At 53.0% G+C, this 15,383-nt stretch carries 14 protein-coding genes; 6 read left to right on the top strand and 8 right to left on the bottom strand.

Translation table 11 applies throughout. The features are described 5' to 3' along the window. Positions 1-6: 6 nt before the first annotated feature. From B5D23_RS01890 to B5D23_RS01880, 3 genes are all read right to left on the bottom strand, one after another. Positions 7-1,248: a ChaN family lipoprotein gene (locus tag B5D23_RS01890; protein ID WP_078683694.1), complete on the bottom strand. Its 1,242-nt coding sequence runs from the start codon at positions 1,246-1,248 to the stop codon at positions 7-9. Beyond that, a complete protein-coding gene (locus B5D23_RS01885; RefSeq protein WP_078683693.1) occupies positions 1,239-2,504 on the bottom strand; it encodes a phenylacetate--CoA ligase family protein in 1,266 nt (421 codons plus the stop codon). The genes B5D23_RS01890 and B5D23_RS01885 overlap by 10 nt, the downstream gene beginning before the upstream one ends. 203 nt (positions 2,505-2,707) lie before the next feature. After that, positions 2,708-3,628: a tRNA (adenine-N1)-methyltransferase gene (locus B5D23_RS01880; protein WP_078683692.1), complete on the bottom strand. Its 921-nt coding sequence runs from the start codon at positions 3,626-3,628 to the stop codon at positions 2,708-2,710. Between the two features lie 99 nt (positions 3,629-3,727). On the opposite strand from B5D23_RS01880, the gene B5D23_RS01875 reads away from it, so the two are divergent. The 6 genes from B5D23_RS01875 to B5D23_RS01850 all read left to right on the top strand — a co-directional run bounded on the left by B5D23_RS01875 (position 3,728) and on the right by B5D23_RS01850 (position 9,659). Further along, complete coding sequence (locus B5D23_RS01875) at positions 3,728-4,726, top strand: radical SAM protein (RefSeq protein WP_078683691.1); 999 nt, start codon at positions 3,728-3,730, stop codon at positions 4,724-4,726. Positions 4,727-4,783: 57 nt separating this feature from the next. Next, positions 4,784-6,262 carry an Rne/Rng family ribonuclease gene (locus B5D23_RS01870; protein WP_078683690.1) on the top strand — a complete coding sequence of 493 codons (1,479 nt, stop codon included), beginning with the start codon at positions 4,784-4,786 and terminating at the stop codon, positions 6,260-6,262. A 48-nt stretch (positions 6,263-6,310) separates the two neighbouring features. Continuing rightward, complete coding sequence (locus tag B5D23_RS01865) at positions 6,311-6,859, top strand: epoxyqueuosine reductase QueH (RefSeq protein WP_078683689.1); 549 nt, start codon at positions 6,311-6,313, stop codon at positions 6,857-6,859. Positions 6,860-6,928: 69 nt separating this feature from the next. Then, positions 6,929-7,330: a hypothetical protein gene (locus tag B5D23_RS01860; RefSeq protein ID WP_078683688.1), complete on the top strand. Its 402-nt coding sequence runs from the start codon at positions 6,929-6,931 to the stop codon at positions 7,328-7,330. Positions 7,331-7,354: 24 nt separating this feature from the next. Further along, positions 7,355-8,518 carry a radical SAM family heme chaperone HemW gene (hemW, locus tag B5D23_RS01855; protein WP_078683687.1) on the top strand — a complete coding sequence of 388 codons (1,164 nt, stop codon included), beginning with the start codon at positions 7,355-7,357 and terminating at the stop codon, positions 8,516-8,518. Between the two features lie 283 nt (positions 8,519-8,801). Then, on the top strand, positions 8,802-9,659 hold the full coding sequence (locus B5D23_RS01850; RefSeq protein WP_078683686.1) for a flagellin N-terminal helical domain-containing protein: 858 nt from the start codon (positions 8,802-8,804) through the stop codon (positions 9,657-9,659). 630 nt (positions 9,660-10,289) lie between these two features. Here the strand turns inward: B5D23_RS01850 and aspA are convergent. Genes aspA through B5D23_RS01825 form a run of 5 tightly spaced genes read right to left on the bottom strand, consistent with a single transcriptional unit; the run spans position 10,290 to position 15,337 of the window. Then, complete coding sequence (gene aspA / locus B5D23_RS01845) at positions 10,290-11,687, bottom strand: aspartate ammonia-lyase (RefSeq protein WP_078683685.1); 1,398 nt, start codon at positions 11,685-11,687, stop codon at positions 10,290-10,292. A gap of 41 nt (positions 11,688-11,728) precedes the next feature. Then, entirely contained in the window at positions 11,729-12,244 is a 516-nt protein-coding gene (locus tag B5D23_RS01840; protein ID WP_078683684.1) for a metallophosphoesterase family protein, read from the bottom strand. Between the two features lie 2 nt (positions 12,245-12,246). Further along, positions 12,247-13,764 carry an MlaD family protein gene (locus B5D23_RS01835; RefSeq protein WP_078683683.1) on the bottom strand — a complete coding sequence of 506 codons (1,518 nt, stop codon included), beginning with the start codon at positions 13,762-13,764 and terminating at the stop codon, positions 12,247-12,249. 45 nt (positions 13,765-13,809) lie between these two features. Beyond that, on the bottom strand, positions 13,810-14,565 hold the full coding sequence (locus B5D23_RS01830; protein WP_078683682.1) for an ABC transporter ATP-binding protein: 756 nt from the start codon (positions 14,563-14,565) through the stop codon (positions 13,810-13,812). Between the two features lies 1 nt (position 14,566). Further along, positions 14,567-15,337: an MlaE family ABC transporter permease gene (locus tag B5D23_RS01825; RefSeq protein ID WP_078683681.1), complete on the bottom strand. Its 771-nt coding sequence runs from the start codon at positions 15,335-15,337 to the stop codon at positions 14,567-14,569. Between the last annotated feature and the right edge of the window lie 46 nt (positions 15,338-15,383).

Genomic DNA, 15,383 nt, shown 5'->3' with positions numbered 1-15,383 from the left:
ATTGAATTAGGGTGTGCCAGTTGGGGCAACCGTGGTCCCCTTCCGACTGGTTCTGGAAAGTTGGATTGTCAGATGGTGGGATGTGCCCTCGCGCAGGACGTCAAAACGCAGGCGTCCTTTATCCTCACGATTGGCGCGAACCGCAGCCTTGTGCAATGTCCACAGAGCCTCCACAGGCATGCCCTGAGCACGGACAATGCAGTCCCCCTCTTTGAGTCCGGCCTTTTCTGCCCGAGACCCCGCAGCAATGGAAACGACCTGCGCACCGCAGGACTTCATTTCCACAACCAGACCCAGTTTGAGGGTCTGCCGGGGTGGACAGTAAAAAAACGCATCGGCCAGATCTGGCTCTGGAGCATCCCCGCCCCGCCACGGAGCAATGGAATACACCTGAGCCTCTGGATCAAGCGTTGCCAGACGATGCTCTATGCCCCAGCCATATTCAACATGGCCAGAGCCAACAATAATAGCTATCGGGCGCACAAACGAATGGCGGGCTTTCATTGCATTCTCAGCCATTGCAGTATCCCAAATGGACTGCACGGTCTGAAAACGCGAAACAGAAGCCTGCATGCGCTCCGGTGCTCCCTTCATCATTTTTTGATGCAGGGCAAACTGCTCTTGAAGAAATTCCTGCTGTTCCCGAGACGGGGGCAGGATTTTTTTCGGAAGAAAAACGCGATCGGCCTTTGTGAGCGCATCCGTCCCTTCCCGACCCACAGTGCGGGTCACGCGGCGGGGCACATTCAAGGCCACAAGGGGCATATTCTGTGCTTCTGCGACTTCAAAAACAGGCCGATACAGCTCATAGCCATAGCCCCAGACTTTTTTCCAGTCGAGAGCCTTGGCGAGTCCGTCTGCTCCTATTTCCCCAGAATTAAACCGGTCCAGCACGGGCTGATGGTCTACAGAGACCATTTCCAATCCAAGAGCAGGAACCGGGCGACCAGCTTCACAGGCGGCCCGACACAGGGCCTCAAGCATGCGTGCCTGTGCCAAATGATCGCAGGCCGAAGCATGACCTTCGCCAAGAAGGACATAATCAGCCTGCCCAGCAAACGCTGCCAGGCGGTCTAGGGGGAAAACATCTCCCTGAGCAGAAAGGAATGTGCCGGGAGCAACGGAAGGCACCTCAGGGACAGGTCCGGAGACCGGCCTGTGAGGCGCACAGGCGCCAAGGGCTGCCGCCACGAGGACGACAGCACCAAGACGTGTAAGATATGAGAAGAAACGCGGGGTTAATCCCATTTCCTCTTGTCCTCAATGGGACGAATCTGTGCTGGCAGCGTACCAGGAGCAACTACGTCCAGAGAAGGACGAAGCTTGATCTGCTGTCTAAAGGCGTGCAGCAGTTCATCCTCGCGGGTGAAGTTGCTGGCCTCAATGTGCAGAATCATCTCATCAATGCCACCAGGATTGGTGACTTCGATCTGCCAACGTTTAATATCTTCGAACTGAGACATGACCTGCTCAACCTGATGCGGGTAAACAAACATGCCCTTGATTCGGGTGGTGGTATCAACCCGGCCGACAATATTGCCAAGGCGCGGAGAAGTACGGCCACAGGCACACGGTGCGCGGTCGATGTACGACAGATCACCAGTAGCCAGTCGAATCAGCGGATAGGTATGGTTGAAAGAGGTGACAACAATTTCGCCAACCTCGCCATCCTTGAGCGGGATACCCGTGTCAGGATGACAGATTTCAACGTAAGCACGGTTCGACAAATGCAGGCCGTTGCAATGGTAACACTCATAACCAATGCAGCCAACATCTGCGGTGCCGTAGCCCTGACGCATAATCAGGTCGAATTTCTTTTCGATGGTCTGACGCATCTTTTCGGGGAATTTCTCACCCGTTACGAAAGCAACCTCAAGATAGAGGTCCTTACGCAGGTTCAGACCGGCTTCTTCTGCCTTCTGAGCCAGATGCATCAGGTAGCTGGGGGTACCCACGTAGCCCGTGGTCCGCAGCTTCTGCATGATCTCGAGCTGGGTTGCCGTGTTGCCCGGGCCAGCCGGAACAACGGAACAGCCGAGGTTTCTCAGCGGCTCTTCAAACATCAGACCAGCAGGAGTCAGGTGGTAGTTAAACGTCACCTGAGAGAGATCGCCAGAACGGAAACCAGCGGCATAAAAGCCTTCTGTCCAGCCCCAGTAATCTTCTGTTCTGTCTTCCGGGTCAAAGATCGGACCGGGAGACAGGAAGACGCGGCGCAGTTCACCAAGATCCTTGGTCAAAAGACCGCCCAGACGCGGACCCATAGACTGGAGAAAGATCAGTTCTTTTTTCTTGATGATCGGGATGTGCTTCAGATCAGAAAGAGAGCGGAATTTCTCAACATTAAACTGGGCGCGGTCAAAACGCTTTTTGACGTCTTCGGAATATCTGTAGGCGTAGGCCAGCAGCTCCTTGAGCTGGATCTGGTAATACTGGCGACGTTCAGACTCGTCCAGCACCTCACGACGAGAGTAGATGCCTTCGGTACGGTCCTTACGGGTCATGTTCTTACCTCACCTTTAAGATTTTAAAAATATCGTGCACGCATGCTTTATGACATGCGGAAATACCACATTTTGCAGCGTGATTTCAACCCACACACGCAAAACAGCGAAATTTGCTCCAGCATTCGTCAAAAAACGACAAAAACTGGAGCAAATCAATTATAACCGTTCAGAATTGGCACAAAACAGGTTTTACCCCATTTTTATGCTGATTCTTCCTGATTTCCTTCGCCTTCGGCGTCAGAATTTTTTGCTGCTTCGGCAGCAAGGCGCTTTTCGCGTGCCTTCTGCTGCTTGCGCTCACGAGTCCCAAGCGGACGCGCGGCTTCAAACTCATCATTGCCTTCCTGATGGCGGGCAAAAACGAGGAAACCTGTGTGGGCCACCATGCGGTCATCAGGACGCATACGATCTGGCACAGTCTTCCAGCGGCGAACCAGAATTTCGGCAACCTCAAGGTCTGCAAACGGGGCAGCCTCAAGCGCCTTGAGCAGATCGCTCACCTGAGAAATCGTCGGCAGCAGGAAAGCCACGGGAGAACCGGGCTTGATTGCTGCGGGAATCAGGTGCACATACTCCCAGGGAGTACGGACGTCGAGGAACAGTGCGTCTGCACGTGTGCCCTCTTCTTCTGTGTTGCGAACAAAGCCTTCTGCGACATCATGGCCAATGACCTGTGTCACATTCGCGCCAAGACCGTAACGATCAAGGTTGCTGCGGCACAGTTCTGCAAACTCGGGACGGCGTTCATATGTGAACACCCGGCCGTCGTTGCCAACAGTGTGCGAAAGGGCAACCGTCAGGCTGCCGGAGCCGCTGCCAGCCTCAATAACCGTCTTACCGGCACCAATGCCAAGACGCACCAGCAAGTAGCCGATGTCCTTGGGGTACAGTACCTGTGTCTGGCGGCGTACGCCCTTGACCATATCCGAGAGGGTAGGACGCACCACTCGGAACGGGCGTCCAAGGTGCGTATGTACGATGGTACCATAGTCTGCCTTGGCTACATCAGCCATCAGCAGAATGCCTTCCTGCGTATGCAGGTCCTTTTCAAGATCAAGGACCTTCATGTAACGCTTGCCCTTCGGGCTGATGAGCAGTACCAGTTGACCGGGTTCAAGCATAATATCCTCCAAAGTAGACCCGTGAGGTATTGTCCCCGGCACGGAAAGTCAAGCCTCTTTCCCATAGCCGGCAAATTGAGTATAAGAGGTTTTGTGACGATGGGATATAAATATGTATTCGGACCGGTACACTCCGGTCGCCTTGGTCTTTCACTTGGTCTGGATCTCGTTGGAGACGCTATCTGCTCACTCGACTGCATTTATTGTGAAGTCGGAAAGACAACATGCCTGACGACAGAACGAAAGGCATATGTTCCTGCCGCTGACATTCTGGCAGAACTTGCAGACTGGAAAACCCGCGCACCGCAGCACCCGGACTTTGTTACCCTTGGGGGACAGGGTGAACCCACCCTGAATAGCGAAATGGGCGCCGTCATCCACGGTGTGAAAAAGCTTTTCCCGAATACCCCAGTTGCGGTACTCACAAACTCGACGCTGTTTTATGACGAAGACGTCAGAACAGAACTTCTTGAGGCAGACGTGATTCTGCCGTCAATAGATACTCTTGTGCCCGCAGAGATGCGGCACGTTAACAGACAGCACGCATCCCTTGATGTCCACAAGCTTACTTCTGGACTCTTGGCATTCAAAAAGCAGTTTACCGGAAAAATTTATCTGGAAGTCCTGCTTGTGAAAGGCGTCAATGACTCCGACGAAAACAGAACGCTGCTGCGCGAGTTTATTGCCGAACTGCGCCCAGACAGAGTGGACGTCGTGACCATGACCAGACCCGGAACCATGCGTGCAGCATCGCCAGTTTCTGCGGAGCAGCTTTCGCTCTGGAAGAAAGAACTCTCTTCCGCAGCATCTGCCGATGCTGATTGTCAGCATACAGTGGCGTGTCGGAACGCCCAAGATATTTTAGAGGATGATGGGGAAACCGATCTCGAAAACGGGCGGGAACTCCCACTTCCGACAGCGATGGAACTGATCCTGAATTCAGTTTCCAGACGCCCTCAGACAGCACCCCAGCTCGCCACGGCGCTAGAAATAGCGTTGCACGTCGTGGATGAGGCCCTTCTCCAGCTCGAAAAGGACAACCAGATTTTGTTCAGGCTGGAAGGTGATGACAAATTTTTTTCCGCTGTCAGAGAGTAGTCTCATGAAAATTCCACCGCTTGCATCCATCAATTTTTCTACTACAGAGGCTCTTTTATGGCAGACTCCAAGGTAATGAACATCAGTGTTCTGGCCGAGGAACGCATCGAAATGGGCATTGTCCAAAACGGTGTGCTCGAAGAATATTACGTCGAACTGTTTAATCAGAAAAAGACCCGCGGCAACATTTACGTCGGCGTGGTCAACAACATCGACACCAGCCTCCAGGCTGCATTCATCAACTACGGCGCCGAGCGAAACGGCTTTTTGCAGATTGATGAAATCCACCCCGAATATTTCCACGTCCAGCAGTCCGAATCTTCCGGACGCCCCCGCTTTCCACCGATTCAGAACGTTATGCGCAAAGGCGACCTCGTCCTCGTGCAGGTCGTCAAGGAACCCACAGGAAAAAAAGGGGCATTCCTGACCACCTATCTTTCCTTCCCGGGCCGCTACTTCGTGCTGACCATCGGTCGTGAACAGATTGGCATCTCCCGCAAGATCACCGACGAAAACGTCAGAAAAGACCTGCGGGAACTCGTCCAGAAACAGGATCTCGGCACCGGCCTTGGCGTGATTGTGCGTACCGCAGCAGCAAGCGCCAGCAAAACCCGCCTTATTCGTGATCTGAAGATTCTGAAAAAGCTCTGGACCAACGCCCGCGACTCTGCGCAAAAATCCACCCCCCCCTCTCAGCTTTTTGCAGAGATCGACCTCTCCGGCCGTGCCATCCGTGATTACATGGATAACGACATCACCGAGGTCTACGTTGACCACGAAGAGACCATTGAACGCGTTCGCGAGCTGATGCAGATTATTGCTCCCCGCCGCCTCAATCGCCTGAAATATTACAATCTCCGTGAGCAGGGCAAATCCTGGTGGGAAAGCAACCACGTTGACAAGCAGGTGCAGGCACTTTACAGCCGTGAAGTCACCCTGCCCTCTGGTGGCCGCCTTGTCTTTGATACCACAGAGGCGCTGACCGCTGTGGACATCAACTCTGGCAAGATCGGTGGCAAAACAAATTTCCGCGACATGGCACTTTTGACCAACATCGAAGCTGCCCGCGAAATTGCCCGACAGATTCGCCTCCGCGACATCGGCGGGCAGATCGTGATTGACTTCATCGAAATGAAGGACAAATCCCATTGTCGCGAAGTGGAACGTACCATGCGCCTTGAGGTCAAAAAAGACCGCGCACGCACGGACGTTGGGCGTCTGTCCCGCTTTGGCCTGCTCGAACTCGTTCGTCAGCGCCTTGGCTCTTCCGCCCTGTCCACCAGCACCGAGAGCTGTCCGCACTGCGGCGGCACTGGCGTCCGGAGAAATCTGGAATGGCAGGCCGTCAATGCAATCCGAGAGCTGTATGCAAAGATCTGGGCGCACACCCCCACGCAGGGAGCGCCAAATCCGACAGTGCTCAATTATGAATGTCATCCCGACATTATGCACTATTTGCTGAACAACAAGTTGAGCAAGCTCCACAACATGGAGACAGAGCACAACGTGAAGTTCAGCTTTATCCCAAAAGTCTGAACCATCTGCGCGGCGTCTTTCTGACGCCGCGCTTTTTCAGGAATCATTATGCCTCGTATCCTTCTCCACATCTGTTGTGGTCCATGTTCCATAGCCCCAATCCGGCGTTTGCAGGAACAGGGCTTTGAAGTAACCGGATTCTTTTACAACCCTAATATCCATCCCCTTATGGAATATAAGCGTCGCAGGGATGGAGCGCTCGAAGTCGCAGAGCGCATGGGGATTCGGGTGATTGTAAAAGATGAGGAATATGACCCGCAGAAGTACTTCCGCGCCATTACATTCCGCGAACAGAACCGCTGCTTCCACTGCTATGCAATGCGGATGGAACGCACGGCTCAGATCGCCGGGCGTGGGAGATTCGACAGGTTCACCACAACCCTGCTTTACAGCAAGTTCCAAAAACACGATGCAATCGCCTCCCTTGGACGCGACCTGCAGGTGGGCTGCCCCGCCAAATTCCACTATCAGGATTTTCGTGAAGGCTGGAAAGAAGGGATTGAGGTCTCAAAAGAATGGGGCATTTACAGACAGCAATACTGTGGCTGCCTGTATAGTGAAAATGAGCGGTACCAGAACGAGCTGCGCAACGCATAAGGCCCGTTTTGGCCGTTGCCTCCCATTCTCCAACTCACCCCAATTGTACCGAACAGGTTCCATTCACTTATGATAGGACAAACACTCTACACAACGACGCTGCTTCACAGCCCCGTGACCTGGCCCATGTACATGTCTTTCGTGGCCGCAGGCATTCCTGCTTTTTTTCTCGCCCCGATTTTCATGCGCTCCCATCGTCTGATAAGCTCCATTCTGTGGATGCTGATTCACGCAGGGGCCTACATGGCTATTATCAACATGATATCCAGCGGCTATGCCTACACACTTTTTCTGTGGTTTAGCCCGCTTGCTCACTCTGGAGCGACCGCGATTCTCTCCACCTCCATGCTCGACAGGCTTCAGGTCTTTGTCGTACCTGCCCTTGCCCACGGTGGAATAGCATCCCTTGTCTGCTTCGTTATCTGGGCCATTTTGCGCCCGGCACCAAGCCGCCGCAAATCCCTTCTCTAAACGCTAAAAACGGAAACCACCGCCATGCTGCTCTATGTTCACGTCCCCTTTTGCAAAAGCAAATGCCACTACTGTGCATTTCACTCCACCACATCAGGTGAGGCAGAACGGGAGCGTTACACAGAGCTGGCTGTCAAGGAACTCACCCTGTGGGGAGAGCGACTTCCACAGCAGCAGGTTTCAACCCTGTTCTTTGGCGGTGGGACTCCGAGCCTTTTACGCCTTGACCAGCTTGAACGCATCATCAACACCGCGCAAAAGCATTTTCGCTTTGCTCCAGATTTTGAATGCACTCTTGAAGCAAACCCGGATTCCGTGGCTCAGCTCACATACCTGAATGGCCTCAAGAGCCTTGGATTTAACCGTCTAAGCCTTGGAGTTCAAAGTACGTCCAAAGAGATGCTCGCCCTCTTGGGACGCCCTCACAGCCCCGAACAGGCCCGGCAGGCAGTCAGCCTTGCTCGACAGGCAGGCTTTTCCAATCTGAGCGTCGATCTGATCTGGGGACTTCCCGGCCAAAGGCTTTCCCAGTGGCTCAAGGAACTCAACACGGTCATTTCATGGCGCCCTGACCATCTCTCCTGTTATGGGCTGAGCATTGAACCCGGTACGGAATTCGAACGCCGCTGGGACAACAAGGAGATTGTTCTGCCCACGGATGATGAACAGGCCAAGATGTTTATCAACGGCGCAGACCTTCTCGAATCAGAGGGCTATCTTCAGTACGAAATTTCCAACTACGCCCAGCTTGGTTTTCACAGCCGCCACAATCTCGGATACTGGCAGGGCCGCGAGTATCTCGGCATTGGCCCTTCTGCGGTCTCTACGGTCAAACATCTGCGCTGGCAGCACCCGCTCACGTTAGACGAGTATCAGCACAGCATAGAATCTGGCCGTCCCGAGTCCAGCGCTGAGCGCCTTGATGCCATTACGCAAGCCAAAGAAGCCATCATGCTTCACCTGCGCACAGCAAAAGGCCTCCCCTTTGCCCGCTACAAAGCGCTCACAGGTCGCGATTTTCGCCACGATTTTAAGCCCATGATGACTGCCCTCTACAACAAGGGGCTTATTCGTCTCAAGGCCGGGCATATCTCTTTCTCTCGCACGGGCATGCTTGTTTCTGACACCATTCTCAGCAATATTTTTGCCTCCCCAGTCTGGGACAGCCCAGTCGAAATTTCGCGCTAGCTGCCTTCCTCCACGTTTTTGTCCCCCAGCAAGAGGCATTTCCAGCCGTTTCTCCTCCCTTTTCTCCGTCCCACAACCTGCTTTATCTTTTTTTCCCTGCGCATTAGGCATTTGTTTTCATTTTTTTCATACGCAAAAATCGTTTACTGGTGCCGCTTTCCAGAGATTCTCTAAAAAAAGTCTCATTTTTTTCTAAAGCTTTTTCCCTCCACGCCGAACAGATAGGCAACTCACGAAAATAACAGCAAGGACGCTGTTTTAAGAATCCCAAGGAGGGAACATTATGTCTCTGGTAATCAATCACAACCTTTCTTCTGCTACCGCTTCCCGTAACCTGACTCAGTCTTACGGTGCACTGAATAAGTCTGTTGGTCGCCTCTCTTCCGGTCTGCGTGTCAACTCTGCCGCTGACGACGCTGCTGGCCTCGCTGTTCGCGAAATGATGCGTGCTGACGTTGCTGCTCTGAACCAGGGCGTTCGTAACGCTAACGACGCTATCTCCGCTATTCAGACCGCTGACGGCGCTCTCGGCGTCATCGACGAAAAGCTCGTTCGTATGAAAGAGCTTGCTGAACAGGCTTCCACCGGTACGTACACCAACGAACAGCGTGTCATCATCAACTCTGAGTACCAGGCTATGGCTTCCGAAATCACTCGTATCGCTAACGCTACCGACTTCAACGGCATCCACATGCTGAACGGTAACCTCTCCAAAGCATACGACGGAACCAAGGACGAAGGCGCTATGCGCGTTCACTTCGGTACCAAGGACGACGCTGCAGAAGACTACTACGACATGAAGGTTAACGGTGCTACCGCTAAAGCCCTCGGTGTTGACTCTCCTGACCTCAGCACCCAGAAGGGCGCTGCAAGTGCTCTCGATACCATCGACACTGCTATCGCTTCCAAGGATAACATCCGTGCTAACCTCGGCGCTCTGCAGAACCGCCTCAGCGCTACCATCAGCAATGTGCAGATTCAGTCCGAGAACCTCTCCGCTGCTGAATCCCGCATCTCCGACGTTGACGTTGCTACCGAAATGACCGAGTTCGTTCGCCAGCAGATCAAAACCAACGCCGCTGTCTCCATGCTGTCTCAGGCTAACAGCCTGCCCCAGATGGCTCAGAAGCTCCTCGGCTAATCCCGAACCGCTTCACACTACCTTCTATTCTGACTTCAAGAGGCCCCTCCATTGTGGAGGGGCTTTTTGTATTACGAGACCCCGTCTCGTGCTCTGCAAGAGGCGCGTGGGTGGTGGGCGGGGACTCTGTCCCCGCACCTCTGCAAGGGGCGCTGCCCCTTGACCCCGCCCAAGGACGAGGCCCTTGGGAATCCCGCTATCGCCCAAAATTAAGGGCCGGATGTGTGAAAGCCCTTGGCTTTCCCCTACATCCGGCCCTTAATTTTTGAGCTAGGGGAATTTCCTCAACGCGTGTTCTTCTGCCTTTTTCTGCCGCACTTATTTTCTTTCTGAACGCTCGCGTTCAGAAAGAAAATGGTGGCAACGCACGGGAAAGAGAAAGAAGCCGCTTTAGGTAGCCCCAACAAGTTTAAAAGCCGTTCAAGCTTCGCTTGCACGGTTTTTAAACTCGATGAGGATACGTAAGGGAATCATTCCCTTACGCGGGGGTTTGGGGGCAGGCCCCCAACTTCCCCCACCCACCCATCCAGCACTAACGCGCTGGGGCAGGCCCCCAACTTTCTCCATTCACCCACCCAGCACTAACGCGCTGGGGCAGGCCCCCAACTTTCTCCACTCACCCACCCAGCACTAACGCGCTGAAGGGCGAGTCATCGCTAAGGGATCAAGCATCTTTTCTGCTTCATCCCGGGAAAGAAGTCCCCGCTCAACAACGAGGTCGAGGACGGGACGGCCTGTCTTGTCAGACTCCTTGGCAATGGAAGCGGCGGCTTCATAGCCAATCACGGGAGAAAGAGCTGTGACGGCACCAACGGAACGATGAACTAACTCAGCACAACGCTCACGATTGGCAGTAATGCCATCAACGCAACGCTTGCGTAACATCAGGGATGCACGGGCAAGCATGTCGACAGACTGGAAAAGGTTAAACGCAATAATAGGCTCAAACACATTCAGCTCAAGCTGCCCACCTTCGGCGGCCATTGTCACTGTCAGGTCGTTGCCGATCACCTGATAACAGACCTGATTCACAGCCTCGGGAATAACGGGATTCACCTTGGCAGGCATAATGCTGGAACCGGGCTGCATCGCGGGAAGGTTAATTTCATTGAGTCCGGTGTGCGGACCGGAAGAAAGAAGACGCAGGTCGTTGCACACCTTGGAAAGCTTCACGGAAATACGCTTGAGCATACCTGAGACAAGAACAAACGCACCGGTGTCGTTGGTAGCTTCCACAAGATTAACGGCGGGAGTAATTTCGAGATCTGTAATAGCAGAAAGGAAGCGACATACAGCCTCGGCATAGCCTTCAACAGTGTTGATGCCAGTGCCAATGGCCGTCGCGCCCATGTTGCTCTCAGTGAGGAATGGGAGAATTTCGTGCAGACGACTAATGTCTTCGTGAATAGTCACTGCGTAGGCAGCAAATTCCTGCCCCAAAGTCATTGGGACAGCATCCTGAAGCTGGGTACGCCCCATCTTGAGAACGTCAGCAAACTCCTCGCCCTTGGCCTCAAAACTTTCGACCAAAAGATCAAGTTCCTTAAACAGGTCAGCGCACGACCAGGTCAGGGCAATTTTCAGGGAAGTTGGATAGACGTCATTTGTTGACTGAGACAGGTTCACATGGTTGTTGGGGTGCAGATACTGATACTCACCCTTCTCGTGCCCCATGATTTCAAGAGCGCGGTTGCAGATCACTTCGTTGGCATTCATGTTTACCGAAGTGCCAGCGCCACCCTGAATAACATCCACAGGGAACTGGTCGTTGAACTTGCCAGAACGTACTTCGCGGGCCGCCTGAATGATGGCGTTTCCGCGTTCTTCATCCAAGAGACCAAGCTCCATATTGGCGTACGCTGCGGCTTTTTTGACGCAGGCGATAGCCTGAACAAGTCGAGGAAAAAGCGAAATCGGAATTCCAGTAATCTGGAAATTTTCCAATGCGCGAACCGTCTGAACACCATAGTACGCATCGGCCGGGACCTTGCGAGGTCCGAGGCTATCCTTTTCAGTGCGGAAAGTCATGAAGCTGTCCTCTCATCTGGGAGGCCCGCGTCATGTACAGGTCAGGAGGCTAAAACAGCATCACGCGTTGCGGGCAAATGAATGCACTCATACCGCAAGCCGTCAGACTCCAGATGCACATACGCCAGAGTTGGATCATAACTACCCTCTCGCATACTTCCGGGATTCGCAACCCACGTTCTACCATAGCGTTCCCACTCGGGTTTATGCGTATGCCCAAAGCAAATGAGATCGTAGTCAGGTCCAAAGGCCTCAGCTAGGTTAGCAGATAGTTTTGGGATACTTTTGTATCCGTATCCATGCACAACACCAACAGTCAATGTGTCAAAACGAAACGAAACTCTGGTATCAAGTTCAGCTGTGAGAAGGCCGTCGTCACAGTTGCCAGCAACAGCATGAAACTGCGGATGCTGGCAAAGGTAACTCCAGACAGGAAAGCTGCACATGTCGCCGCAATGGACCAAAACATCAGCAGAAGCGAGGAACCGCTCATACACGGCTTCGAACCACGGCGACACGTCAAAAACGTGTGTATCGGAAAGAAGTGCTATTTTCATTCTTAGTTATCAATGGGGATCGAAGATCCCGAAATCAGATATTTCAAATCATCGTCTGTAAAATACAGACCAAGCCCAGCAAAGAACGAGCTGTTGCCAGAATCGCTGGCAAAATCATCCCAGCCAGCAGTGGCGTAAAAATTCTTGAGAAAATAAATCTTGGCACCAGCTTTCAGATGCGGCGGATCATCGTCGTCAAAATCAAAGGCTTCAAAGTACGCCTTGATGCGATCATCCCAAAGATAATAGTCGAGACCGACACCACCGGTGGACTCCATCAGGCCACCGCGCAGAGCCAAATCACCCCAGCGCTTACCGATCTGTGCATTGAAGAGAATACGGTCTTTTTCAGTTTTCTCTTCGTTTTCAACCTCAACCGTCGTGGGACCGCCATTGATGGAGGTCTCTGTAATGGTCTCGGTTTTCCGTGTCCGCCCACCGGGGTCAGACACCACACCAATCATATAAAAATGACTGGAAGACGGCTCAATAAGCATATTGAGGTAAGTCTTCACGTTGTCAGAATCAGCCAGATACTCGGCAGAAAAATCAACGCTGGTCTTAAACTGCTCCTGCTTGCCAAGGAAGGTGTTGATGCCCTCAAGCGCCTTGTCCAGCTCACGGGCTGTGGTGTCGTCATTCACAAGCTTTCCAAGGGAACCCTTGCCCTCGTCAATCTTGCGGGCCACGCTTTCCAGCGATGCCACAGTGCTGTGAAGATTGTCACCCATTTCCTCGTCATTCACGAGACGGCCCGCAGCGCCCTGCCCCCTGTCGATCTTGCCCAGAACGCTGTTCATCTGGCCCAAGGTCTGGCGCATGTCTGCGGAGGCAACTTCAAAATTCTTAATGATGGTGTTGACGCTTCGCTTGTTGTCTGTCGAGACATCACGAAGATCCTTAGAAAATTCACGCATGTTCTCAACGATCATGTCGATGCTTTCCACATTGCGCTGTACCATCTGGTTCAGGGTCACAGTCAGGTCCCGCATACTCTCAAATGTCATCTGCAGGTCCTGCTTTCCCTTTTCACCACCAAGGACGCCACTCACACTGCTCGTTACAGAACTGATATCGTCAGCAATCTTGCCGACCTTGTTCATCAGAACTTCCAGATCAGCAGTGCGGTCCGAACGCTGAATCATGCCACCCTCTGCAAGCACAGGGTAAGCCTCGGTTCCGCCTTCCAGCGAAACATACTTGTCGCCCAAAACGCCGCGCGTCATAATGTGGGCCACAACGTCAGCGTGCAGCTTCACCTTGTCGTCTACAGCAAGCGTCAGCCGAGCGCGTCCGTTTTCCAGCGCAATGCGCTGAACGCGACCAACTTCAATACCCGCAATCTCAACAGGAGCACCTTCCTTAAGGCCAGTGACGCTGTCAAAATATACATCAAGATCATAGCTTCCGCCGCGCAGCATACTCTGCTCGCCAACCTGAAAAGACATAAAGGCCAGCACCAGTATTGCGACAAAAACAAATACACCGACTTTGACTTCGGCGCCTGATTTTCCTGTCATAGGATGTCTCCCCTCGACTTCGCCACCCCGATGGCGTTTACCCTACTACTCCAGACCGATAGGTCCGTCTGCGCGCCCCTCAATAAACTGACGCACAACCGGATTCTGGTTTGCCCGAATTTCTTCAGGAGTTCCCCTCGCTATGATCTGACCCTCGTAAAGCATATAAATTGTATCGGCGATAGCCATAGTCGCCTGAATATCGTGGCTAATCACCACGCAGGTTGCACCAAACTCATCCCGGGTTCGCAATATCAACTCATTGATGGCCGCAGACATGACAGGGTCCAGCCCGGATGTCGGCTCATCAAAAAGAACTATCTTCGGGTCCAGCGCAATGGCCCGGGCAAGGCCCACACGCTTTCTCATGCCACCAGACAGCTCGGCAGGCATCTTGTGCCCAGCATCTGCGAGTCCAACAGAAGAGAGCTTTCTGGCCACAATATCTAAAATTTCTTTGTTCCTGAGTCCTGAATGCTCGCGGAGCGGAAAGGCAACATTGTCTTCCACAGTCATGGAATCAAAAAGTGCCCCTTCCTGAAAAAGCAGACCAAAGCCTCGGCGAACATCCGCCATGTCCCGAACAGAAAGACCAGTGATGTCCTGCCCCTCAATGCGCACCTCTCCACTGTCAGGCTTCATCAGCCCAACAATATGCTTGAGCAGAACAGACTTGCCGCCACCACTCCGTCCAATAATGACGGTCACGGAATCCGGCTCAATATCAAGGCTGAGTCCACGCAAAACATGCTGTGAACCAAAGCTTTTATGCAGGTCTTTGCAGGAAATTATTGCTTGCATATTACATCATCAGTGCCGTCAGCACATAGTCACTGGAAAGAATCAAAATGGAAGACAACACCACAGAATCCGTCGTGGAGCGTCCAACCCCCTCAGCCCCGCCATGCGTCATAAAGCCTTTGTAGCAGCCGACAAGGGTCAAAATCACCCCAAACACGGCGGCCTTGACCAAACCGTTATAAATGTCGCTCAGCTCAACAAGCTCATAGACCTTGTTCATAAAAATGCCGCCATTAATGCCAAGCATCCTGACGCCAACCAGATAGCCACCAACCATGCCGACAAAATCTGAAATAGCCGTCAAAAGCGGAAGCATCACCAGCCCGGCAATAATGCGGGGCACAGCAAGATACTGCACAGGATTGACCGCCATAACCTCCAGAGCGTCGACCTGTTCGGTCACCCGCATGGTGCCAATTTCTGCGGCAATAGCCGAGCCAGCCCGCCCTGTGACCATAAGGGCAGTAATGACAGGACCAAGCTCACGAGTCATAGACAGGGCAACCGTTGCCCCAACAAGGGATTCTGCAGAAAAAAGGCGAAAGGCATAATAGGTTTGCAGCGCAAGGACCATCCCGGTGAACAGGGAGGTCAGCACAACAACAAACAGCGAATACACGCCGATAAATTCCATTTGTCGAAAAAAAAGGCGAAGGCGGTACGGCGGCCGGAACGTCCAGAGGAGCGTTTCCCAAAAAAGAAGAGCAATACGCCCCAGTTCCGCAACCAGCGCAATACTCGAGGCTCCAAGCCATGCAAAAAACTGAGTCATACCTTTCCTTCGTTTCGTCTCAAATCGACATAAATCTGTTTTTCTG

It is taken from the genome of Desulfobaculum bizertense DSM 18034 (genome assembly GCF_900167065.1).
GTDB lineage: Bacteria > Desulfobacterota > Desulfovibrionia > Desulfovibrionales > Desulfovibrionaceae > Desulfobaculum > Desulfobaculum bizertense.
The sequence above is the reverse complement of the archived record's forward strand: the minus strand, read 5'-3'. Positions and strand labels throughout refer to the sequence as shown.